Genomic DNA, 21,377 nt, shown 5'->3' on the forward strand with positions numbered 1-21,377 from the left:
AAAGGCCCGGGAATTCCCGGGCCTTTGTTTTTCCGGGGTGTCTACGCATGGCGTGGATCTACTGATCCCGGCGCTCCCGGTAGCTGCCGACCTTGGTCGGCGAATGCACCGCGACGCGTGCATCCCGCGCCCATGCCTGGCTTGCTATAGTGCGCGCGCCCTCAATCCATCACGGATTCGTTCCACATGCCCAACTTCCGTCCGCTTGCCATCGCCCTGGGCATCAGCCTGGCGACCCTGGTCCCGACTCACGATGCGTTCGCCGCCAAGAAGAAGGCCGCACGCGCTCCGGCCGTCAGCGCCCAGTGCAGCGACTTCTACGACGCCACCAATGCAGGCTGGCTGAAGGCCAACCCGGTGCCGCAGACCGGCGCCGTCACCGCGCTGGGACAGCTGGTTGACCGCAGCCGCCAGCAGCAGCGTGAACTGCTCGACGCCGCGATGAAGTCGCCGCAGGGCAATGTGCAGAAGCTGCTGGGCGACTTCTGGGCCAGTGGCCTGGACGAAGCCGCCGTGGAAGCAGACGGCTCCAATCCGATTGCGCCGCTGCTGACCCGCATCAACGCCATCAAGAAGGCCAAGGATGTGCCGGCCTCGATCGCCGCGCTGCACCAGGTCGGCATCCCGGTGGCCTTCAACTTCGGCCCGGACGTCGACCTGAAGGCGCTGGATCGTCACATCGGCTACTTCATGCAGGGCGGCATGGGCCTGCCGGATCCGGCGTTCTATACCCGCACCGACGCCGACACCGTGGCGCTGATGGGCCGCTACCGCAACTACGTCAAGCAGATCCTGGCGCTGACCGGTACCCCGGCCGCCAAGCTGGATGCCGAGTCGCAGGCGGTGATCGCGCTGGAAACCGAACTGGCACGCAATGCGCAGTCGCTGGCCGGCATCAACAACCCGTTCAACAACTACGCGCCCATCTCCACCAAGGAGCTCAACAGCCGCTACCGCAACCTGCAGCTGGATGCCTTCCTGAAGGCACAGGGCGTGGACGATGACCTGGTCTCGCTGGCCGACCCGGGCCTGTTCAAGCAGCTCGATGGCATGGTCACCAAGCTCAAGCCGGAGCAGTGGAAGGCGTACCTGCGCTGGCGCGTGGGCGACTCGATGGCGCCGTACCTGTCCAAGGCCTACCGCGACGCCGAATTCGAATTCCGTGGCCGTGTGCTGCGTGGCCAGACCCTGCCGCCGCAGCGCTGGGAATCCGTGCTGGATGCAATCAATGTGGCCGCCGGCCCGATGGTCGGCCGCGAGTACGCCGCCCGCTACCTGTCGGCCGAAGATCGTCGCCAGGCCGCATGGATCGTCGACAAGGTGCGCGAAGTACAGATCGAGGCGGTAAAGAACAGCAGCTGGATGAGTGCCGAAGCCAAGACCGAAGCGCAGGCCAAGCTGGCTGCGCTGAAGATCGAGATCGGCACTCCACTGCGCGACCTGGACTACAGCGTGCAGCCGATGGGCCGCGGCTCGTTCGGTGGCAATATGCTGATCGCGTCGACCTGGCGCCACCGCGAGGAAATGAAGCGCATCGGCAAGGGCAACGCCGACCGTCGCTGGGACGTGCTGCCGCAGCAGCCGTCGCTGGCCTATGACCTGGCGCAGAACCGCCTGATCGTCACCGCCGCGATCCTGCAGGGCCCGGTGTTCAACGCCAAGGCCGACGCCGCCGACAAGTTCGGCAGCTTCGGTGGTCTGGTCGGCCATGAACTGACCCGTGCGATCGATGCCAAGGGCGCGCTGGTCGATGCCAAGGGTGAGCTGCGCAGCTGGTGGACTCCGGCCGACAAGACCGCCTGGACCCTGCTCGGCAATCGCGTGGCCGCGCAGTACAGCGCCTACGACTTCCCGGGCGTGAAGGGTGCCAAGGTCAACGGCACGCTCACCCAGGAAGAGAACCTGGCCGACATTGCCGGCCTGGAACTGGCCTGGGCCGCATACACCGCGCAGGAGCCGAAGGCCAAGCCGGCACAGCAGCAGGGCTTCTTCCGCGCCTGGTCGACGTTGTGGGCGCAGCAGCTGTCGCCGAACGAGGCCGCGCGCCGCCTGACCGCCGACATCCGCGCGCCGGGCCTGTGGCGCAGCAATGGCACGCTGGCCAACCTGCCGGCGTTCGGTGCCACCTTCAGCTGCAAGGCCGGCCAGCCGATGCAGCGCAGCGAATCCGAGCAGATCAAGGTCTGGCGCTGAGCCAGCCGTCACGCTGGGGATGCAGAGGGCGCCTTCGGGCGCCCTTTTTTTTGCGGATGCAGCACGATCCCGGGTTAACACCGCCCGTGCTATCGCTGCGCCTTCGTCCGCTGCGGAGCCCGACCATGGCACACAAGAACACGATCTGTATCTGGTACGACAACGGCGCGCTCGAGGCCGCCACCTTCTATGCCAACACCTTTCCCGACAGCGCGGTGAGCGCTGTCCACCACGCCCCGGGCGACTACCCGGACGGCAAGGAAGGCAACGTACTGACGGTCGAATTCACGGTCTGCGGCATCCCCTGCGTCGGCCTCAACGGCGGCACCGCGTTCAAGCACAGCGAAGCATTTTCTTTCCAGATCCAGACCGAGGACCAAGCCGAGACCGACCGCCTGTGGAACGCGATCGTCGGCAACGGTGGCCAGGAGAGCCAGTGCGGTTGGTGCAGGGACCGATGGGGCGTTTCCTGGCAGATCAGCCCACGCATGCTGATCGAAGCGGTGACCAGCCAGGACAAGGCACTGGCCAAGCGCGCCTTCAACGCGATGATGCCGATGAAGAAGATCGACATCGCCACCATCGAAGCGGCAATCAAAAAAGGGGACGGAGGGGATTAAGTCGTTATTCCCCATTGTCTGTGACCCAATGCGAATTGCGACTTAATTCTCTCCGTCCCCTTTTTCCGAGGTGCTGATGTCCTGGGATGCGATCATCATCGGTGGCGGCCACAACGGCCTGGTCTGCGCTGCCTATCTCGCACGCGCTGGCAAGAAGGTGCTGGTGCTGGAACGTCGTGGCGTTCTCGGCGGCGCGGCGGTCACCGAGGAATTCCACCCCGGGTTCCGCAACTCGGTGGCGTCCTACACGGTGTCATTGCTGCTGCCGAAGGTGATCGACGACCTGCAGCTGCATGCGCATGGGCTGCGCATCATCAATCGCCCGGCCAACAACTTCCTGCCATTGCCGGACGGCCGCTACCTGCTGTCCGCACCGGGCCGCACCCAGGTCGAGGTCGCGAAGTTCTCCGAGCGGGATGCACAGCGGCTACCCGAATACGAAGCGCGCCTGGAGATCTTCGCCGACGTGCTGCGCGCCTGGGCCCTGCGCGCGCCACCGGACCTGGGTGTAGTAGGCGGTTGGCGTGCGCTGCCCGCGCTCTGGCAGATGGGCCGCCTCGGCCGCGAACTGGCAACGCTGGATGCTTCGCTACGCCAGGAACTGCTGGACCTTTTCACGCTGTCGGCCGCCGAGTACCTGGACCGCTGGTTCGAAAGCGAGCCGATCAAGGCCCTGTTCGGCTTCGACGGCATCGTCGGCAACTACGCAAGCCCGTATACACCGGGCAGTGCCTACGTGCTGCTGCACCACGTATTCGGCCAGTGCAATGGCATGAAAGGTGCGTGGGGCCATGCGATCGGTGGCATGGGCGCGATCAGCCAGGCCATCGCCGCCGCTGCACGCGCGGCTGGCGCGGAACTGCACGTGGACGCCGGCGTGCGACGCGTACTGGTTGAACACGGCAGTGCCGTGGGAGTGGAACTGACCAACGGTCAAATCCTGCGTGCACGCGCGGTGATCGCCAACGTCAATCCGAAGCTGTTGTACGAGCAGATGCTGGCCCCGGCACAGGTACCGGACGCGACCCGCGAACGCATGGCGAACTGGCGCTGCGGTTCCGGCACGTTCCGGATGAACGTGGCGCTGTCGCGGCTGCCGGACTTCCGCGCCCTGCCCGGGCCCGGCGATCACCTCAGCGCCGGCATCATCATGGCGCCCAGCCTGGAGTACATGGACCGCGCCTGGCTGGATGCGCGACGCGACGGCTGGTCACGCGAACCGATTGTGGAGATGCTGATTCCCAGCACGCTGGACGCTTCGCTGGCGCCGCCCGGCCGGCATGTGGCCAGTCTGTTCTGCCAGCACGTGGCACCGGTGCTGTCCGATGGACGTCACTGGGATGATCACCGTGACACGGTGGCCGATCTGATGATCGCGACCGTCGACCGGTATGCACCGGGCTTCGCCGACAGCGTGCTTGGCCGACAGGTGCTGTCACCGCTGGACCTGGAACGCACCTTTGGCCTGGTCGGCGGTGACATCTTCCACGGCGCACTGAGCGCCAACCAGCTGTTCTCGGCACGGCCGATGGTCGGCCAGGCCGGCTATCGCGGCGCCCTGCCCGGGCTGTACCTGTGCGGTTCGGGCACACACCCCGGCGGTGGCGTCACCGGTGCGCCGGGGCACAACGCGGCACAGGTAGTGCTGCAGGATCTCTAGAGGCGTACCGACCAACGGTCGGCACCTACCGCGTCAAATGATCCTGGCGAGGTGTGCCAACCAAGGTTGGCACCTGCAGCGTCAAATGATCCTTCGGATCATTTGACGCTGCGCAGATGGTTCGGGCGCTTCGGTGGACCCGGCGGGCGGCGCTTGTTGAACGGCGGTTGCCCGCGCCAGTAGCGGATCAGCAACCAGCCGAACAGCATGCCCCCGAGGTGCGCGAAGTGGGCCACGCCCGGCTGCCAGCCGGTCATGCCCAGCACCAGTTCGCCCACGCCGAACAGGATCACGAACGTGCGCGCCTTCATCGGGATTGGTGGGAACAGCAGCATCACCCGCTGGTTCGGGAACAGCATGCCGTAGGCCAGCAGCAGGCCGAACACGCCGCCAGAGGCACCCAGCACCGTGGCCGGGTTCTCCAGCAGCGTACCCACCAGCAGCTGGCAGACACCGGCACCGGCCACGCAGACCAGGTAATACAGCAGGAAGCGCTTCTCGCCCCAGGTCTGCTCCAGCGGCGCACCGAACATGAAGACCGCCAGCATGTTGAAAAACAGGTGGCCGAAGCTGCCATGCAGGAAGCCATAGGTCAGCAGCTGCCACGGCTGGAAGTTGCCGCCCGGCGAGAACGCATCGAAGCCCTGCTGCAGCGGTTGCAGCATGAACGGCTCGAAGGTCTGCATGCCGAGCAGGAACGGCTGCTGCAGCAGGAACAGGATCGCGTTGGCGATCAGCAGGGCCTTGGTGACGGTTGGCAGTCGCGGGAACATGGGAGCACCGGCATGGAACGACCTCCATCATAGCCGCAGCACCGCGCCTTGTTGGCGACCCGCAGGTCCGGCCTGTTCAGTCGCCAGCGGCGCTCAGCCCGGCCCCCATACGGCAGCATCCAGCGCTACCGTCGGATCGGTCGTGGGCATCCGCACCCGGCCGTTCTCAACCACCACGCCCTCGGCACGCAGCCGCTGCGATTGCTCACGCCAGCCCGCCGACCCTTCTTCCATGGCAATGCGCCCATCCGAGCGCAGCACGCGGTGCCAGGGCAGGTCCGGGTCGTCGTTCTGGCCCAGGATGCGCGCGGTCAGGCGTGCTCGCCCGGGCAGGCCCGCGCGCATCGCCACCTGTCCGTAGCCCATCACCTGCCCGGCCGGGATCGCGCGGATCACCGCCAGGATGCGCGCACGCGCCTGCTCCGGCGTCAGCGCCGCAGGCGGGTCACCAGCAGAACGCCGATCAGCACCAGCACGGTACCGGCGATCTGTGCCGGCCCCATCGGTTCGTCGAGCAGCCATAGGCTCATCACGATGGTGGAAACAGGGCCCAGCATACCGACCTGCGCGGCAAGCGACGAACCCACGCGCTGCACCGCCAACATGATCGCCAGCACCGGCAGCACCGTACAGACAGTGGCATTGACCAGCGACAGCCACTGTACCGGCGCCGGTGCCTGCCACAGCAGTGGCAGCGGATGGGTCACCGCGAAATGCAGCAGCACCAGCACGCTGGCCACGCAGCTGGCATAGGCGGTCAGCCGCACTGCACCGATGCGCGCGACCACCTGCCCGCTGCCGAACAGGTACAGCGCATAGCTGAGCGCACTGCCCAGCACCAGCAGGCTGCCGACGATGATCTGGCCGCCCTCGCGCTGCAGGTCGTGCCCGAAGGCCAGCAGCACGCCGAGGTAACTCAGCACCAGCGCACCGATCTGCCAGCGGCCCGGCCGCTGGCGCGCCAGCAGCACGTTGATCAGCAGTACCAGGGTCGGGTTCAAGTACAGGATCAGCCGCTCCAGGGTCACGCTGATGTACTGCAGGCCCTGGAAGTCGAGCAGGCTGGACAGGTAGTAGCCGGTGAAGCCCAGCCACAGCACGCGGGCGCGATCAGCCCAGGACAGCGGCTCGGCCCGGCGTGCGGCCCACAGGGCCATCAGTACGAACAGCGGCAGCGCCATCAGCATGCGCAGCGCGAGCAGCGTGGTGGCATCGACGCCATGGCGCAGGCCGAGCTTGACGATGATCGCCTTGCCCGACGCGGCAATGGCACCGATCGCGGCGAGGCCGATGCCGCCCAGCGCAATGCGTGGGGAAGCCGTAGCGATGCGGGAAGCGGGAGTGGACATCAGGACGACGGCGGGCCGCGCAGGTCGGCCCGGTAAGACGTGGGGACGCCCATTGTCGCACGGGGGCGCCCGCTGCCCTGTAGAGCCAAGCCCGCGCTCGGCTTCGCCAGGCCGGGGCGAAAGGCAGCCGAGCAGGGCTCGGCGCCACAACGGCCCGGCTCAGCGCATCAGCACCACTTCTTCGGCCGAGGTCGGGTGGATCGCCACGGTGTCGTCGAACTGGGCCTTGGTCGCGCCCATCTTCACCGCCACGGCAAAGCCCTGCAGGATCTCGTCGGCCGCTTCGCCCAGCAGGTGGATGCCCACCACGCGTTCTTCCGGGCCGGTACAGACCATCTTGAACAGGCTGCGCTGGGGGCCGTTGGCCAGCGCCTGCAGCATCGGGCGAAAGCGGCTGTGGTAGACGCTCACCTGGTCGAAACGCCGGCGCGCTTCCTCCTCGCTCATGCCCACCGCGCCCAGCGGCGGATGCGAGAACACCACGCTGGCCACGTTCTCGTAATCCATCTTCGACTGCGGGCGGCCCCCGAACAGCCGGTCCATCAGCCGCCGCGACGCGGCCACCGCCACCGGGGTCAGGCCGACCTTGCCGGCGATGTCGCCGACCGCATGCACGCTCGGCACACGGGTGGTCTGCCACTCGTCCACCTGCACCTGCTCGTGCTCGCCGATGTCGATGCCGAGCGCTTCCAGACCCAGGCCACGGCTGTTGCCGCGGCGGCCGGCAGCGAAGAACACCGCATCGAACACGCTGTCGAGCGGGCCATCATGGCCGAATGCACGTACGCGCTCACCATCGCGCTGCAGTTCGCGCAGGCGATAGCTGAAATGGATGCGCACGCCCTGCTGCTTCAGGTTCTCGGCCAGCTGATCGGTCAGCTCGTAGTCGAAGCGATCCAGCAGCCGCTGACCGCGCACCAGCAGGCTCACCCTGCTGCCCAGTGCCTGCAGCAGGCCAGCCAGCTCCACCGCGATGTAACCGCCACCGATGATCGCCACCTCGGCCGGTGCCGCGCGCAGATCGAAGAAATCATCGGAAACCAGGCCCAGTTCCGCGCCGGGAATGTCCGGGCGCAGCGGGTGCGCGCCGGTGGCGATCAGGATGTGTTCAGCGCTGTAGCGCACGCCATCGCTGCAGGCCACGGTGTGCGCATCGAGCAGATGGCCGCGCGCCGGAATGCGCACCACGCCGGTTTCGTCCAGGCGCTTGTGGTAGCTGGTATGGATATTGCTGATGTAGGCCTGGCGATGTATCACCAGTTCCTTCCACGACAGCGCCGGGCGCGCTTGGACATCGAAGCCCATCGCACTGGCCAGGCCGATGCGCTCATGCAGGTCAGCTGCCAGCCACATGGCCTTCTTCGGCACGCAACCGACGTTGACGCAGGTCCCACCCAGTTCGCCCGGCTCCAGCAGCGCCACGCGCTTGCCGTGCTGCGCGGCGCGGATCGCACCGGCCAGGCCGGCGGAGCCGCCGCCGAGGACGATCAGGTCGTAGTCATAGGGTGCAGTGCTCATCGGAATCGCTCGGGTCGGTAGGGGGCAGGGTCGATCACCGGCGTACGGACGCAGACGAGATCGGCGATCAGCTGGCCGTTGCCGGCGCTCATGCTGATGCCGAGCATGCCATGCCCAGATGCAAGCCAGACGTGAGGATGCGCGCCCTGCATCGATCAGCCCTGCCCGGCTCCACGCCGCATCGGTGGCCACTGGCGATAGGTCATTGCACGCCATAGCCATTCCACCGGACCAAAGCGGAAGCGCGCCAGCCACGCGTGCGAAACAGCCACCTGCGCTGCGAATACCAGCAGCGCGAACAGCAACTGCACGCTGCGCGGCATCCGCTCGAACCCGCCCAGGCCATAGTGGTAGAACAGCCAGGTACACAGCAACGACTGGGCCAGGTAGTGGGTCAATGCCATGCGCCCCACCGGCGCCAGCCATCCCAGCCGCGCGCGCCAACGCACGATCCACGCCAGGTAACCCAGGCACATCGGCAGCCCGCCGATCGTCACCAGTGCCATCGCTGCGGTCACCGGCAGGTCGTAGGCGCCCGGTGCCAGATACGGCTTCCAGGCAACGCCGAGCAGCGTGACCGCCACGCCCAGCGGCAGCGCCACCCAACGCAACAGCACGTACAGCCGTGGGAAGCGCTCGGGTGATACCAGTGCACCGCTGCTGGCGAACCAGCTGCCGATCAGGAACATGCCCAGCACTTCCGGACCGGTAATCAGCAGCGCGCCCATCGACGATCCGAACTCGTGCAGGCGCTGCGCGGTGGCCTGCATCCAGCTGCCGTGCCCGTACACCAGGCGCTGCTGCGCGATGGCCTGCTGTGCTTCGGCAAGCATCTTCTGCATGTCTTCGGCCGAAGCCATCGACACCATCGCACCCACCAGCAACATCATCGCTACACCGCCGAGGTAGACGATCACGCCCATCCACGGCAGCCAGCTGCGCGGCGCCTCGCGGCAGGCCAGCAACGGCAACGAGACCAGTGCATACATCACCAGGATGTCGCCGGACCAGACCAGCAGTGCATGGCACAGGCCGATCAGCAGCAGGCCGGCGCTGCGGCGCAGGTAGAACGGGGTGAAGTCGCGCCCGGCCACCTCGGCGCGTTGCGCCATCACCGCAAAGCCGGCACCGAACAGCAGCGAGAACAGGGTGAAGAACTTGCCCTGCACGAACACATAGACGAAGGCGTCGGCCCAGTGATCGATGCCCCGCCAGTGCACGTCAATGCCGGTGAAGGCCAGGTCCAGCGGACCGCTGAAGGCCTCGATGTTCATCAGCAGGATGCCCAGCAGCGCGGCACCACGCAGCACGTCCAGCACGGCGATGCGTTCGCCGGAAGCCACCGGCTGCAGGGAAGGAGAGACAGCGTTCACGGGGCGTCCGTCAGGCAGGTCCGCCATTATGCCGCCGGCCCGCGCGCCATGGATGGCCGCGCCATGTTCCAGAAACGCGCCGGCCCGCCGAAGCGGGCCTCGCATCCATCACGATCGCGCTGCGATCAGTGCTGGTGACCACCGTCGCCGTGGACGTGGCCGTGGTCGAGCTCTTCCTTGCCGGCTTCGCGCACATCGACGATTTCCACGTCGAAGTGCAGGTCCTTGCCGGCCATCGGGTGGTTCAGGTCGACGTCCACGACGCTCATGCCGACCTTCTGCACGGTCACCGCACGCGGGCCGAAGTTGGTCTGCAGCACCACCTGCTGGCCCGGGGCCAGCTTGGTGTTGCCGAAGTGCTTTTTCGGCACGCGCTGGGACAGGCCCTCGCGGCGCTCGCCGTAGGCATCGGCCGCCTTGACGTCGACGCTGAAGGTCGCGCCGGCTTCCTTGTCCATCATGGCGTTTTCCAGGCCCGGGATGATGTTGCCATGGCCGATCAGGATCGCCAGCGGCTCGCCGCGGTCCTTGGACGATTCAATCGGCTCCTGGCCGACTTCGGAAACGGTGTAGTGGAAGCGGACAACGCGGTCTTTTTCGATCTTCATGCGCAACTCTGTCTGGATCTGCCGGAGGCAGGCGGGTTGGGGCGGGTTGTCGCCCGACGGGGACGCCGCCATCATGACGGCCATTCCAAGGTGGCGCATTATCCGGAGATCATGCACATCACGCCAGTTTCGTCCGGCCCGCGCCGGTTTCTCGCCCCGGCCCTGCTGCTGGCCCTGCCCGTGTTGATGACCGCCTGTGGCGGCGGCAAGGCCACCCGCCCGGCGCCGCCCCCGCCGACGGCGAACTGGCCGAAGACCGTGCCGGACAACCCCGAGGCCGCCAACTCGGTGCTGATGCGGGCCATCAGCCTGGTCGGCACGCCCTACCGCTATGGCGGCAACACCCCGGACTCGGGCTTCGACTGCAGCGGGCTGGTCGCCTATGTCTATCGCGAGATGCTGGACCTGCGGCTGCCGCGCACCTCGCGCGACCTGGCGGCGGTACAGGGCCCCAGGATCGATCCGCAACGCCTGGCCACCGGCGACCTGGTGTTCTTCGGCAGCCGCGGCAGCGTCACCCACGTGGGCATCTATGTAGGTGAAGGGCGTTTTGTGCACGCGCCGAGTACCGGCGGTACGGTTCGCCTGGACTCGCTCAGTGGCCCCTACTGGAAAGACCACTACACGGGCGCGAAACGTGTCCTTCGCTAAGCTGAACAGGCGATATGTCTAAAACTGTGACATACGTCACTATATAAATAACGATTTTATAACGGAATTTTTAACTTATCCGCGCTTTTACAGGGCATGATGCCCCATCGTTTTTTTCCTGTGACCGACGCGTGACGACTGACGACCTGAAAAGCGAAGGCCAGACTTCCGTATCTTCACGTAGTGCCCGCCCGCTGTTGCTTGGCCTGGCACTGTGCCTGACCAGCCTTCCGGCCTGGTCGCAGACTGCTCCAAACCGTTCCGATGTGACCCCGGCCCCGGTGGCCGAGAGCACCGCCCGACCGGCCGCCAAGGCCGAGGCTGCCGTTCCGCAGCGCAGCCGCGTCGATGCCGCCGCCAGTGCCACGCTGGCCGCCCTGCTGCCGCACCTGGCCGCCAACGACACCATTCCGCTGATGGATCGCTCGGCCGTGGTGGCCGGTGACCTCAGCCGCCTGCTCGCCAACTACGACACCAGCAGCGCCGCCAATGGCAGCGTCGTCGGCACCGCCGCCGACAACGGCAAGGTGCAGTCGCTGCTACGCCGCGCGATGACCCTGCTGGGCACCCCGTACCGTTGGGGTGGCAGCAACCCGGACAGCGGTTTCGACTGCAGCGGCCTGGTCGGCTATGTGTTCCGTTCGGCGCTGGGCATCGAGTTGCCGCGCGTCTCGCGCGAGATGGCGCACGATGACAACGCCGAACTGATCAACGACCGCACCGCGCTGGCGGCGGGCGACCTGGTCTTCTTCGGCCGCAAGGGCCGCGTCGACCACGTCGGCATCTATGTCGGCGACGGCCGCTTCCTGCACGCCCCCAGCTCGGGCAAGGATGTGCGCGTGGACACCCTGCTCAGTGGCTACTGGGGCAACAAGTTCATGCAGGCCCGCCGGGTGGATCTCTGACCCCTGGCGCTATAGCGCCGCCTGATGCAAGAAGCCGCTGCCCTGCAGCGGCTTTTTTGTTGGGCCCGTAATGGTGGGTGGCTGCCGACCTTGGTCGCCACCGGCTCCATCCATGCATGGTGTGGATCAACCGGAGGCCGCCTTGGCCGACACCGCCTCGGCCATCCCCCAAACAAAAGGCCCGCCGGTCAGGGCGGGCCTTTCAATTCAGCACACCACCTCAGGCGCGTGGTGGTGTCGGGTCGGGATCATCCACGCCCACGTTGCTGGACGGGTTGTCGTACACCGCCTGGTCAAGCAGCCCGGTCTCCTTGGCCACGATCACCGGTACCAGCATCTGGCCCGTCACGTTCGTCATCGTGCGCATCATGTCCAGGATGCGATCAATGGCATACAGGTAGCCGATGGTCTCCAGCGGCAGGTTGGCCGCGCTCAGCACCACCGTGGCCATGATCACCGCAGTACCCGGCACGCCGGCGGTACCGAAGCTGCCCAGCACCGAGGCGATCAGCACCACCACGTACTGCTCCGGAGTCAGCGGCACACCGCTGTACTGCGCGATGAACACCGCGCACAGCGCCGGGTAGATCGCGCCGCAGCCGTCCATCTTGATGCTGGCGCCCAGTGGCACCGCGAACGAACCGTAGTCCTTGTTCACGCCCAGGTTGTGGGTGATCGAGCGCAGCGCCACCGGCATCGCGGCGAAGCTGGACGAGCTGACAAACGCGACCTGCATGCCCGGCGCCGCACCGCGGAAGAACTTCAGCGGATTCAGGCCATGCGCCAGCAGCAGTGCGCTGTAGACCACCACGATGTGCAGGGCGCAGGCCACGTACAGCGCCAGCACGAAATGCCCCAGCGGCAGCAGCTTCTCGAACCCGTAGCTGCCGACCAGACCGGCGATCAGGCCAAAGGTGCCGATCGGGGTGACTTCCAGCACGAAGCGGGTCACCTGGATCATGATGTCGCTCATCTGGCCGACCAGCTTGCGCGCCTCGGTCACCTTCTCGCCGAGCTTGACGATGGCGAAGCCGACCAGGCCAGCGAAGAAGATGACCGGCAGGATCGAGCCACGGCCGGCGGCCAGCACGGTTTCGCCGGCCGCGTTGACCTTGGTGCCGATACCGGACAGCGCATAGAAGACATTGGCCGGTACCACGTCCAGCAGCACCTGCACCACGCTGGGCACTTCGCGCGGCACGTAATTGCTGGCCATCGTCAGCTGCAGGCCACCGGCGCCGGGCTGCAGCACGGTGCCCACGCCCAGGCCGACGCACACCGCCAAAGCAGCAGTGATCACGAACCACAGGAAGGTGCGGCCACTGAGCGCGGCAACCGACTTCTGGCCGTGCAGCGACGAGATCGCATTGATCACCGCGAAGAACACCAGCGGCACGGCGATCATCTTGATCAGGGTGACGTACAGCTCGCCAAGCGGGCCGAACCACGTTTCCGCGGCCGGGCCGAGCGCCCAGCCGGCCAGCGCGCCGAGCACGAAGCCACCGACCACGCGCTGCCAGAATGGAATCCGCAGCCAGGCAGAGACCAGCTTCATAGGCAATCCAGAGGGAAGGAAGGGATGCTGGCACGATAGCCCATCAACGGCTGGGGAACGACCGCCCGACCGGCAAATCAGTGTGTCATCGGCGTGCCTTGCGAGGGCGGGCATAATGAACGTCCCGTTACAGTTTGTGAGATCCCAGCGTCCATGCGCCGTTCCGTCTCCCTGTTGGCCGCCTGCGCCACCACCCTGCTGCTGGGCGCCTGCGCCAGCACCACCCCCGCCTCTGCCCCGGCCGGCCTGAAGGTCGCCGTCGATCCCGTCGCCCACCCGGCCGGCGAAACCCCTCAGTGGTGGTACCGCAGCGGCGCTGCCCAGGCCGCCGCCAACGGCGCGATGTCCGGCAAGGCCAAGAACGTCATCCTGTTCCTCGGCGACGGCATGAGCCTGACCACCGTGGCCGCCTCGCGCATCTACGAGGGCCAGCGCAAGGGGGGCTCCGGTGAAGAGAACCTGCTGTCCTGGGAACGCTTCCCGGCCACGGCGTTCAGCAAGACCTACAACACCGATTCGCAGACCCCGGATTCGGCCGGCACCATGACCGCCATCACCACCGGTGTGAAGACCCACATGGGTGCGATCGGCGTCAGCGCCGGCAGCCGCACCGACTGTGCCGACAGCCTGTCGAAGGGCCTGCTGACCTGGCTTCAGCTGGCCGACAGCGCCGGCCTGGCCACCGGCGTGGTGTCCACCGCGCGCCTGACCCATGCCACCCCGGCCGCGACCTACGCGCACTCGCCCGAGCGCAACTGGGAAAACGATACCGACCTGACTGAAGCGGCGAAGGCGGCCGGCTGCAAGGACATCGCCCAGCAGCTGCTGTCGACTTCGCGCTACGGGCGCGGCCCGCTGGTCGCCCTCGGCGGCGGGCGCGGGGAATTCACCACCGTGGAAGAGCGCGACCCGGAGTACGACGACAAGGTCGGCCAGCGACTGGATGGGCGCAGCCTGGTGCAGGAATGGCAGCAGGCCCATCCGCACGGCGCCTACGTGTGGAACAGCAAGCAGCTGGCCGCCGCCGCCAACGCACCGGCGATCCTCGGCCTGTTTGAACCGGACCACATGCGCTACGAGTACGAGCGCCCGCAGGATCCGGGCGGTGAGCCGAGCCTGGCCGAACTGACCGCAGCGGCGATCAAGAATCTGTCGAGGCACCCGGAAGGCTACGTGCTGATGATCGAAGGCGCACGCATCGACCACGCCAACCACAGCGGCAACGCCTACCGTGCACTGACCGAAACCGTGGCGCTGTCCGATGCGGTGCGCGTGGCCAGCGAGCTGACCTCGGCCGACGACACCCTGATCATCGTTACCGCCGACCACTCGCACACGCTGAACTTCGTCGGCTACCCGGCGCGCGGCAACCCGATCCTGGGCAAGGTGAAGGACAAGGGCGGCGAAGATGGCGCCGGCAAGCTGGACTACGCACTGGACGGCACCGGCCAGCCGTACACCACGCTGAGCTACGCCAATGGCCCGGGCCACACCGGCAGCAGCAACCAGCAGCCGGCCGGCCCGAAGCGCTATCCGCACAACCCGAGCAGCTTCGAACCGGCCAACGGCCGCCCGAACCTGCGCGAGGTCGACACCGAGCATCCGGACTACATGCAGGAAGCGCTGGTGCCGATGAAGTCCGAATCGCACGGTGGCGAGGACGTCGGCATCTGGGCACGCGGCCCGGGCAGCAAGGCGATCCGCGGCACGCTGGAACAGAACGCGATCTATCACATGATCGTGCAGGCCACCCCGGCCCTGCGCGAGCGCCTGTGCCAGGCCGGCACCTGCGATGACAAGGGCGTGCCGGTGCAGCTGCCGGCACCGACCGCGTTCGAGCGCAAGGCCGAGGCCAAGTGATCGCACGGCAGGCCCGCCCTGACGCTGCCAGCGGCTGCTTCGCGCGGTCGCTGGCCCTGCTTGGCATGCTGGTCAGCGCCACTGCAGCGGCACAGGCACCGGCATGCAAGCTGCTGACCGACGAACACGGGTTGTGGCCGCTGCCCAACTGCGAGGTGATCGATCACCGGCCGAAGATAAGTACCGAGACGTTGAAGGGCCTGAACTACGACGACCACGGTCTGGCGGTGGTGTACGCCGACCAGGGTTTCCACTACGTCGACCGCAAGGGCCGCAGCCTGCCGGTGCTGACCTGGGACAACGGCCCGGAGACGCCGCAGGAAGGCCTGTTGCGCGGCCGCGTAGGCAACCGCGTGGGTTACTTCGACCTGACGTTCCGCCAGGTGGTACCCGGCACGTTCGATTTCGCATGGCCGTTCCAGGACGGCGTCGCCGAGGTCTGCAATGGTTGCCGTCGTGGTACGCCGGATGCCGATGGCCACACGCCGATGGAAGGCGGAGAGTGGTTCCGCATCGACCGTTCGGGCCGTCGGGTGAAGTAGGTTTTCGGCAGGGCTGCGCCCTGCACCTGCAGACGCAACGGCAACGGCAACGGCCGGAAGCAACAGCAACAGCGTGCATTCCGTGGGATGGCGGGGCACTGTGGGTGTGCGGGGACGGCGCGAGTACGTCCATGTAGCCTTGGTCGCCGCATCCATGCGGCTCACACCCCGCAAACCCACAGTGCCCAGCCTTCGACAGTTTTCCGGCGGCTGTTGGTAGGTGTCGACCTTGGTCGACACATCTGTCAGATATCGAATGAGTCATCCACGCATGGCGTGGATCTACTGTGTCCACCAAGGTCGACACCTACCAAAGCGGTGCAAGACGCCGTTCCGACAGATCGCGGCAATCTGTCGAAGGCGGGGTGGGTCCGGTTGCGGGGGCGTGAGCCGCATGGGCCCGAGGCATGCCTCGGGCGGGTTGGGCAGGACGCCCAACCCCGGTCTTGCCGTGTGCGCAGGACTGCGCACACGTGCAAGCGGCGACCGAGCTTACATGGGTGAGGGCGCTTTGCTTGCGAAGCACTGCTTCGCAAGCGCCCGAACGCACAGCCGCCAGCGGCTGGGCCGGGCCCCGGAGGGGGACTTGCAGCGTCCCCCGCAACCGGACCCACCCCGCCATCCCTCAGCAGACCAGCTGTTGCTGTTGCTCTGGCTCGTAGCAGGTGCAGGGCGCAGCCCTGCCAAGCAAACCCCACCCTATACTTGCCGCCGTGACTGCCTTCCCTGCCCTCGTTCCGCTGGATGCGCCGCTGCTGGTGGGTTACAGCGGCGGTGTCGACTCGACCGTGCTGCTGCACTGGCTGTGGCGCTGCGCCCAGCCCACCGGCACGGCGCTGCGTGCGGTGCACGTACACCATGGCCTGCAGGCCGATGCGGACGCCTGGGTGCTGCATTGCCAGCAGCAATGCGCGGCACTGGGCATTGAACTGGCCGTGCATCACGTGCAGGTCGACAAGCGCGCGGGCCTCGGCCTTGAAGGCGCGGCGCGGCAGGCACGACGTGCAGCGTTCGCCGCCGAACTGCGCGACGGCGAAACGCTGGCACTGGCGCAGCACCAGGACGATCAGGCCGAGACCTTCCTGCTGCGCGCGCTGCGCGGTTCAGGCGTCGACGGCCTTGCAGCGATGTCTGCACACAGCCATCTTGGCGAACATCCACTGTGGCGACCACTGCTGTCGACGTCACGCGACGCGCTGCTCCACTACGCCCGGCAGCACGCGCTTCAATGGATTGAAGACCCCAGCAACGCGGAAGACCACGCCGATCGCAACTTCCTGCGCCTGCAGGTGTTGCCGTTGCTGCGCCAGCGCTGGCCGCACGCGGCGTCGGCATTGGCCGGCAGCGCGACGCATTGCCGGCAGACCCGCGAACTGCTGGACGAGGAAGACGCCGAGCTGATCGCGCATCTGGAAGTGGCACCGCGCGTGCTGTCATTGGAACTTCTGCGCCAAGTGTCGCCGGGCCGCGCCGCACGCGTGCTGCGCGCCTGGGTGCTGGGCCATGCTGCAGCACCGTTGCCGGCCACGGTGCTGAAACAGGCGCTGGACGAACTGCTGCCGGCCGGCAACGATCGCCAGGCCCGTGTGTGCTGGCACGATCACGCGATCCAGCAATGGCGCGACCACGCCTACCTGCTGCCAGCCCGGCTACCTGCGCTCCCCCCCGCGTGGCAGGCCGAATGGGACGGACGCGCGCCATTGGCGCTGCCCGATGGCGGACAACTGCGCCTGCAGGGCGCCCCGGCCTTCGAACGCCCATTGCAGGTACGTGCGCGCGCGGGCGGTGAGCGCATCCTGCTACCCGGTCGCCAGCATTCGCACGCGCTGAAGGACTGCCTGCAACGTGAGCGTCTTGCCCCGTGGCGCCGCGCGCAGCTGCCGTTGATCTTCGATGGCCCGCAGTTGCTGGCCGCCGCCGACGTGGTCATCGCCGCGCCCCTGCAGGCCTGGTTGCAGGCGAACGGGGCACAGCTGCGTTGGCGTCCCGGCGGCTGGTGAATTGACCCCCGCGCGCAGCCCGTCCACACTTGCCGCATGGCCAAGAAGTCCCCCGAAAACGCCTCCCCGGTCGCCCAGTTCGAGCAGTCGCTTGAATCGCTGGAACAGCTGGTGGAGCAGATGGAAACCGGCGAGCTGAGCCTGGAAGCCTCGCTCAGTGCTTACGAACGTGGCGTCGGTCTGTATCGCCAGTGCCAGCAAGCGCTGGAACAGGCCGAACTGCGCGTGCGCCTGCTCAGCGATCCGGCGCAGCCGGAAGCATCCGAGCCGTTCGATCCGCCCAGCCATGACGGCTGAAGCCCTGTTCGCGCGCTGGCGCGACCGCATCGAGAGCCAGCTCGACGCCGCCCTGCCCTCGCCCGCCGAGGCCCCGCAACGCCTGCACCAGGCCATGCGCTACTCGGTGCTGGGTGGCGGCAAGCGCATGCGGCCGCTGCTGGTGTACGCCAGTGGCCACCTGTTCGGCGCGCAGCCGGAACAGCTGGACGCGGCGGCGATGTCCGTCGAGCTCATCCACGCCTATTCGCTGGTGCATGACGACCTGCCGGCGATGGACGACGATGCCCTGCGCCGCGGCAAGCCGACCACCCACATCGCCTTCGACGAAGCTACCGCCATCCTCGCCGGTGACGCCCTGCAGACCCGTGCCTTTGGCCTGCTGGCCGATGCGCCGCTGACGGCCACGCTGCGCGTGGCCTGCCTGCAGACCCTGGCCCACGCGTCCGGTGCCTCCGGCATGTGCGGCGGCCAGGCGCTGGACATCGATGCCACCGGCCAGCAACAGACCCTGGCGGCACTGACCCGCATGCATGCACTGAAGACCGGCGCACTGATCCGCGCGGCGGTGCGCATGGGTGCGCTGTGCGGCCAGGCCCACGAACCGCAGCTGGCCCAGCTCGACAGTTTCGCCGATGCACTCGGCCTGGCCTTCCAGGTCCGCGATGACATCCTGGATGTGGAAGCCAGTTCTGAACAACTGGGCAAGACCGCCGGCAAGGACCAGGCACAGGAAAAGAGCACCTTCCCGGCGCTGCTGGGCATGGACGGCGCCAAAGCACAGCTGCGCGAACTGGCAGCGCGCATGCAGGCAACCCTGGCCGGCCATGGCGAGGAAGCCGATCCGCTGCGCGCGCTGGCAACGCTGGCGGTGGAGCGCAATCACTGATTGCTGGCGGCGACGCTGCCGCACTGCGCTCACCGCGCTTGGCCCGGCACGAGCGCCAAACAACAACGCCCGGCAATGCCGGGCGTTGCATGTATCCGCGTGCGGACGAACTTACTTGATCAAGCGCAGCGCGAACGGGTAGCGGTACGCCTCGCCGTTGTTGGCCTTGACGGCGGCAATGATGCAGAACACCAGGCTGACCAGACCAACGATCGGCATCAGGATCGCGCCGATGACGACGATGGTCAGGATCATGCAGATGACCATGGCGATGGCCACGGTGATCTGGAAGTTCAGCGCTTCCTTGGCCTGGTCGGTCACAAAGGCCTTGCCCGCATCATCCTTGTTGATCAGCCAGATGATCAGCGCGCCGATGAAGCCGGTGAAGATGCCCAGCAGGTGCGCAGCCAGCGCCATCGTGCGCTGGTCGGCCGGGGCCTCGGTGGTCGCCGGCGGCGGCGGGACGTTATCGAATTCGCTCACGACAAAACTCCTTTTCATTGGGTGGTCTTGACCCACCAGCACCAAGCTGGCTGCGTCAGGCGGGCATAGCTTACGCCATCGACGCCATCAATCATTACCGGCAATGGTCATCCGCCCCACCAGGATCGAGCCGGTGCGGATGTGCGAGCGCGGGTCAACATCACTGCCCACCGCTTCGATGCTGCTGAACATCTCGCGCAGGTTGCCGGCGATGGTGATGCCATCCACCGGATACTGGATCTCGCCATTCTCGACCCGGAAGCCACCGGCGCCCCGCGAATAGTCGCCGGTCACCCCGTTGACGCCCTGCCCCATCAGCTCGGTCACCAGCAGGCCATTGCCCATCTGCCGGGCGATGTCCTGCAGCGCGCCAGCATTGGCGGCCAACTGCAGGTTGTGCACGCCACCGGCATTGGCGGTGGTCTGCAGGCCCAGCTTGCGTGCCGAATAGCTGCCCAGCACGTAGCGCTGCAGGACGCCGTCACGGACCAGCGCCGAAGCTCGGGTGGCCACGCCATCGCCATCGAAGGCGGCCGAACGCAGGCCACGGCGCAGGTGAGGCAGTTCCTCGATCTGCATCCAGCCGGGGAACAACTGCAGGCCGGCGCTGTCCAGCAGGAAGCTGGCCTGGCGGTACAGGGCACCGCCGGACACCGCCGACAACAGGTGGCCGACCAGGCTGCGCGCCACTTCCGGGGCGAACAACACCGGCATGCTGCCGGTGGCCATCGAGCGAGGCTGCAGGCGGGCGACGGTGCGCTCGGCAGCACGACGACCGACCAGGCCCACCTCCTCCAGATCCTCGCGGGCCAGCGCACTGGTGTACCAGCCATCGCGCTGCATGCCATCGCCCTGGCCGGCAATCAGCGCACAGCCCACCGAATGATGGGTGCCGCGCTCACGGCCGATGAAACCATGCGAATTGGCATAGACCGACAGGCTCTGCATGCTTGACACCGAAGCGCCGTCGGAATTGCGGATCTGCGCATCGGCCTCGCGGCCTGCGTTCTCACAGGCCAGGGCCAGGTCCACCGCCTCGTCGGCCTGCAGCGCCCACGGGTGCCAGGCATCCAGATCCGGGAAGTCGGTGGCCATCAACGCGGCCTCGGCCAAGCCGGCAGCCGGGTCATCTTCGGTATGCCGGGCGATCGCACAGGCCTGTTCGACCGTGGCGGCAAGGCTGGCCTCGTTCAGGTCGCCAGTGCTGGCACTGCCCTTGCGTTGCCCGAAATAGACGGTGACGGCGATACCGCGGTCACGGGTGGACTGCACGGTCTCAACCTCGCCAAGGCGGACATTGACCTCCAGGCCACGATCCTCGCTGCAGCTGACCTCGGCCTGGCTGGCGCCCAGCGCGCGGGCACGGTCGAGCAGCTGCTGGGAGAGGTCGGCCAGCCGTTCCAGCCGGGCCGCGCTGTCGTCGCCGACGGCCACTTCAGGGGCGATCACGTTCAATGCTTTATCCTGTACGGGTTGGGCCCGGCATCACGCCGGGCGACTTTTTTGAAATCAGGTATGGACGATGCGCGGACGCGACGAAGAAACCGGTGAATTCCACGACAAGAGCCGCAGCCAGAACCGGCGCGACGCGCTCGACGTCCTGGCCCTGGGCGAGAAGCTGGTGTCGTTGACCCCGGCCCAGCTGGCGCGCCTGCCGATCCCGGAAGACCTGCTGCCGCATATCGCCGAGTGCAAGCGCATCACCGCCCACATCGCCCACAAGCGCCAGCTGGCGTTCCTGGCCAAGCACATGCGGCGCGAAGAAGAGGCCACGCTGGATGCGATCCGCGACGCGCTGGACGCCAACAGCGAGACCGGCCGCCGCGAAGTGGCAATGATGCATCGCGTTGAGGACTGGCGCGACCGCCTGCTGGCCGAGGGTGACAAGGCACTGGCGGCCCTTCTCGACGATTATCCGCAGGCCGATCGCCAGCAGCTGCGCACGCTGGTGCGCAACGCGCAGGCCGAAAAGGCCAGGAACAAGCCGCCGCGCGCCTACCGTGAGATTTTCCAGGTGCTGCGCGGCCTGATGCTGCCGGCCGCGCTGGGCCTGAAGACGGCGGGCGACGAAGACGCCGGCCACGTCGAGACCGACGAAGCCGACGAGGACTGAGTCCGCGCC

At 67.2% G+C, this 21,377-nt stretch carries 20 protein-coding genes and 1 pseudogene; 11 read left to right on the forward strand and 10 right to left on the reverse strand.

Annotation, left to right across the window (positions count from 1 at the left end):
- Positions 1 to 186 precede the first annotated feature (186 nt).
- The 3 genes from ROV95_RS07925 to ROV95_RS07935 all read left to right on the forward strand — a co-directional run bounded on the left by ROV95_RS07925 (position 187) and on the right by ROV95_RS07935 (position 4,473).
- Entirely contained in the window at positions 187 to 2,193 is a 2,007-nt protein-coding gene (locus ROV95_RS07925) for a M13 family metallopeptidase (protein WP_312543886.1), read from the forward strand.
- A gap of 125 nt (positions 2,194 to 2,318) precedes the next feature.
- Complete coding sequence (locus tag ROV95_RS07930) at positions 2,319 to 2,813, forward strand: VOC family protein (RefSeq protein WP_312543887.1); 495 nt, start codon at positions 2,319 to 2,321, stop codon at positions 2,811 to 2,813.
- 76 nt (positions 2,814 to 2,889) lie between these two features.
- Positions 2,890 to 4,473, forward strand: coding sequence for an NAD(P)/FAD-dependent oxidoreductase (locus ROV95_RS07935; protein ID WP_312543889.1), 1,584 nt, complete (start codon positions 2,890 to 2,892; stop codon positions 4,471 to 4,473).
- A 98-nt stretch (positions 4,474 to 4,571) separates the two neighbouring features.
- Here the strand turns inward: ROV95_RS07935 and ROV95_RS07940 are convergent, their stop codons facing one another.
- From ROV95_RS07940 to ROV95_RS07970, 7 genes and pseudogenes are all read right to left on the reverse strand, one after another.
- On the reverse strand, positions 4,572 to 5,246 hold the full coding sequence (locus ROV95_RS07940; RefSeq protein ID WP_005410509.1) for a rhomboid family intramembrane serine protease: 675 nt from the start codon (positions 5,244 to 5,246) through the stop codon (positions 4,572 to 4,574).
- A 93-nt stretch (positions 5,247 to 5,339) separates the two neighbouring features.
- Positions 5,340 to 5,678, reverse strand: coding sequence for an MGMT family protein (locus ROV95_RS07945; protein ID WP_239502454.1), 339 nt, complete (start codon positions 5,676 to 5,678; stop codon positions 5,340 to 5,342).
- Positions 5,675 to 6,595 carry a DMT family transporter gene (locus ROV95_RS07950; RefSeq protein ID WP_019660628.1) on the reverse strand — a complete coding sequence of 307 codons (921 nt, stop codon included), beginning with the start codon at positions 6,593 to 6,595 and terminating at the stop codon, positions 5,675 to 5,677. The genes ROV95_RS07945 and ROV95_RS07950 overlap by 4 nt, the downstream gene beginning before the upstream one ends.
- 159 nt (positions 6,596 to 6,754) lie before the next feature.
- Positions 6,755 to 8,113 (reverse strand): glutathione-disulfide reductase, encoded by a 1,359-nt coding sequence (gene gorA, locus ROV95_RS07955; protein WP_312543891.1) that lies wholly within the window; start codon positions 8,111 to 8,113, stop codon positions 6,755 to 6,757.
- Positions 8,110 to 8,253: pseudogene (locus tag ROV95_RS07960) on the reverse strand (amino acid dehydrogenase); the annotation flags it as partial. The gene gorA and the pseudogene ROV95_RS07960, both read right to left, overlap by 4 nt.
- A gap of 15 nt (positions 8,254 to 8,268) precedes the next feature.
- The gene (locus ROV95_RS07965; RefSeq protein WP_312543893.1) at positions 8,269 to 9,513 is read right to left on the reverse strand and encodes a DUF418 domain-containing protein; all 1,245 of its coding nucleotides are present in this window, start codon (positions 9,511 to 9,513) and stop codon (positions 8,269 to 8,271) included.
- 98 nt (positions 9,514 to 9,611) lie between these two features.
- Entirely contained in the window at positions 9,612 to 10,094 is a 483-nt protein-coding gene (locus ROV95_RS07970) for a peptidylprolyl isomerase (protein WP_111098588.1), read from the reverse strand.
- A 111-nt stretch (positions 10,095 to 10,205) separates the two neighbouring features.
- Here ROV95_RS07970 and ROV95_RS07975 point away from each other — a divergent pair, with 111 nt between their 5' ends.
- A complete protein-coding gene (locus ROV95_RS07975) occupies positions 10,206 to 10,745 on the forward strand; it encodes a C40 family peptidase (protein WP_031270212.1) in 540 nt (179 codons plus the stop codon).
- Positions 10,746 to 10,876: 131 nt separating this feature from the next.
- Complete coding sequence (locus ROV95_RS07980; protein WP_312543895.1) at positions 10,877 to 11,650, forward strand: C40 family peptidase; 774 nt, start codon at positions 10,877 to 10,879, stop codon at positions 11,648 to 11,650.
- 220 nt (positions 11,651 to 11,870) lie between these two features.
- On the opposite strand, the gene ROV95_RS07985 is transcribed toward ROV95_RS07980, so the two are convergent.
- On the reverse strand, positions 11,871 to 13,205 hold the full coding sequence (locus tag ROV95_RS07985) for a dicarboxylate/amino acid:cation symporter (RefSeq protein ID WP_019660634.1): 1,335 nt from the start codon (positions 13,203 to 13,205) through the stop codon (positions 11,871 to 11,873).
- A gap of 153 nt (positions 13,206 to 13,358) precedes the next feature.
- Between ROV95_RS07985 and ROV95_RS07990 the strand changes: the two genes are divergently transcribed.
- The 5 genes from ROV95_RS07990 (at position 13,359) to ROV95_RS08010 (ending at position 18,772) form a co-directional block, all read left to right on the forward strand.
- Positions 13,359 to 15,065, forward strand: a complete 1,707-nt coding sequence (locus tag ROV95_RS07990; protein ID WP_019660635.1) for an alkaline phosphatase — start codon at positions 13,359 to 13,361, stop codon at positions 15,063 to 15,065.
- A complete protein-coding gene (locus ROV95_RS07995) occupies positions 15,062 to 15,607 on the forward strand; it encodes a WG repeat-containing protein (RefSeq protein WP_021203387.1) in 546 nt (181 codons plus the stop codon). Before ROV95_RS07990 ends, ROV95_RS07995 begins: the two co-directional genes overlap by 4 nt.
- Before the next feature lie 713 nt (positions 15,608 to 16,320).
- Entirely contained in the window at positions 16,321 to 17,607 is a 1,287-nt protein-coding gene (gene tilS, locus ROV95_RS08000) for a tRNA lysidine(34) synthetase TilS (protein WP_312543898.1), read from the forward strand.
- 36 nt (positions 17,608 to 17,643) lie between these two features.
- The gene (locus ROV95_RS08005) at positions 17,644 to 17,904 is read left to right on the forward strand and encodes an exodeoxyribonuclease VII small subunit (RefSeq protein ID WP_005410522.1); all 261 of its coding nucleotides are present in this window, start codon (positions 17,644 to 17,646) and stop codon (positions 17,902 to 17,904) included.
- Positions 17,894 to 18,772, forward strand: a complete 879-nt coding sequence (locus ROV95_RS08010; protein ID WP_312543899.1) for a farnesyl diphosphate synthase — start codon at positions 17,894 to 17,896, stop codon at positions 18,770 to 18,772. Before ROV95_RS08005 ends, ROV95_RS08010 begins: the two co-directional genes overlap by 11 nt.
- 111 nt (positions 18,773 to 18,883) lie before the next feature.
- On the opposite strand, the gene ROV95_RS08015 is transcribed toward ROV95_RS08010, so the two are convergent.
- On the reverse strand, positions 18,884 to 19,255 hold the full coding sequence (locus ROV95_RS08015) for a DUF4870 domain-containing protein (RefSeq protein ID WP_019662100.1): 372 nt from the start codon (positions 19,253 to 19,255) through the stop codon (positions 18,884 to 18,886).
- Between the two features lie 87 nt (positions 19,256 to 19,342).
- Positions 19,343 to 20,710, reverse strand: coding sequence for a metalloprotease PmbA (gene pmbA, locus ROV95_RS08020; RefSeq protein ID WP_312543901.1), 1,368 nt, complete (start codon positions 20,708 to 20,710; stop codon positions 19,343 to 19,345).
- A 67-nt stretch (positions 20,711 to 20,777) separates the two neighbouring features.
- Between pmbA and yjgA the strand changes: the two genes are divergently transcribed.
- Positions 20,778 to 21,368, forward strand: a complete 591-nt coding sequence (gene yjgA / locus ROV95_RS08025) for a ribosome biogenesis factor YjgA (RefSeq protein ID WP_019662102.1) — start codon at positions 20,778 to 20,780, stop codon at positions 21,366 to 21,368.
- Positions 21,369 to 21,377 lie beyond the last annotated feature (9 nt).

It is taken from the genome of Stenotrophomonas maltophilia group sp. msm1, assembly GCF_032025805.1.
GTDB classification, from domain to species: domain Bacteria; phylum Pseudomonadota; class Gammaproteobacteria; order Xanthomonadales; family Xanthomonadaceae; genus Stenotrophomonas; species Stenotrophomonas hibiscicola.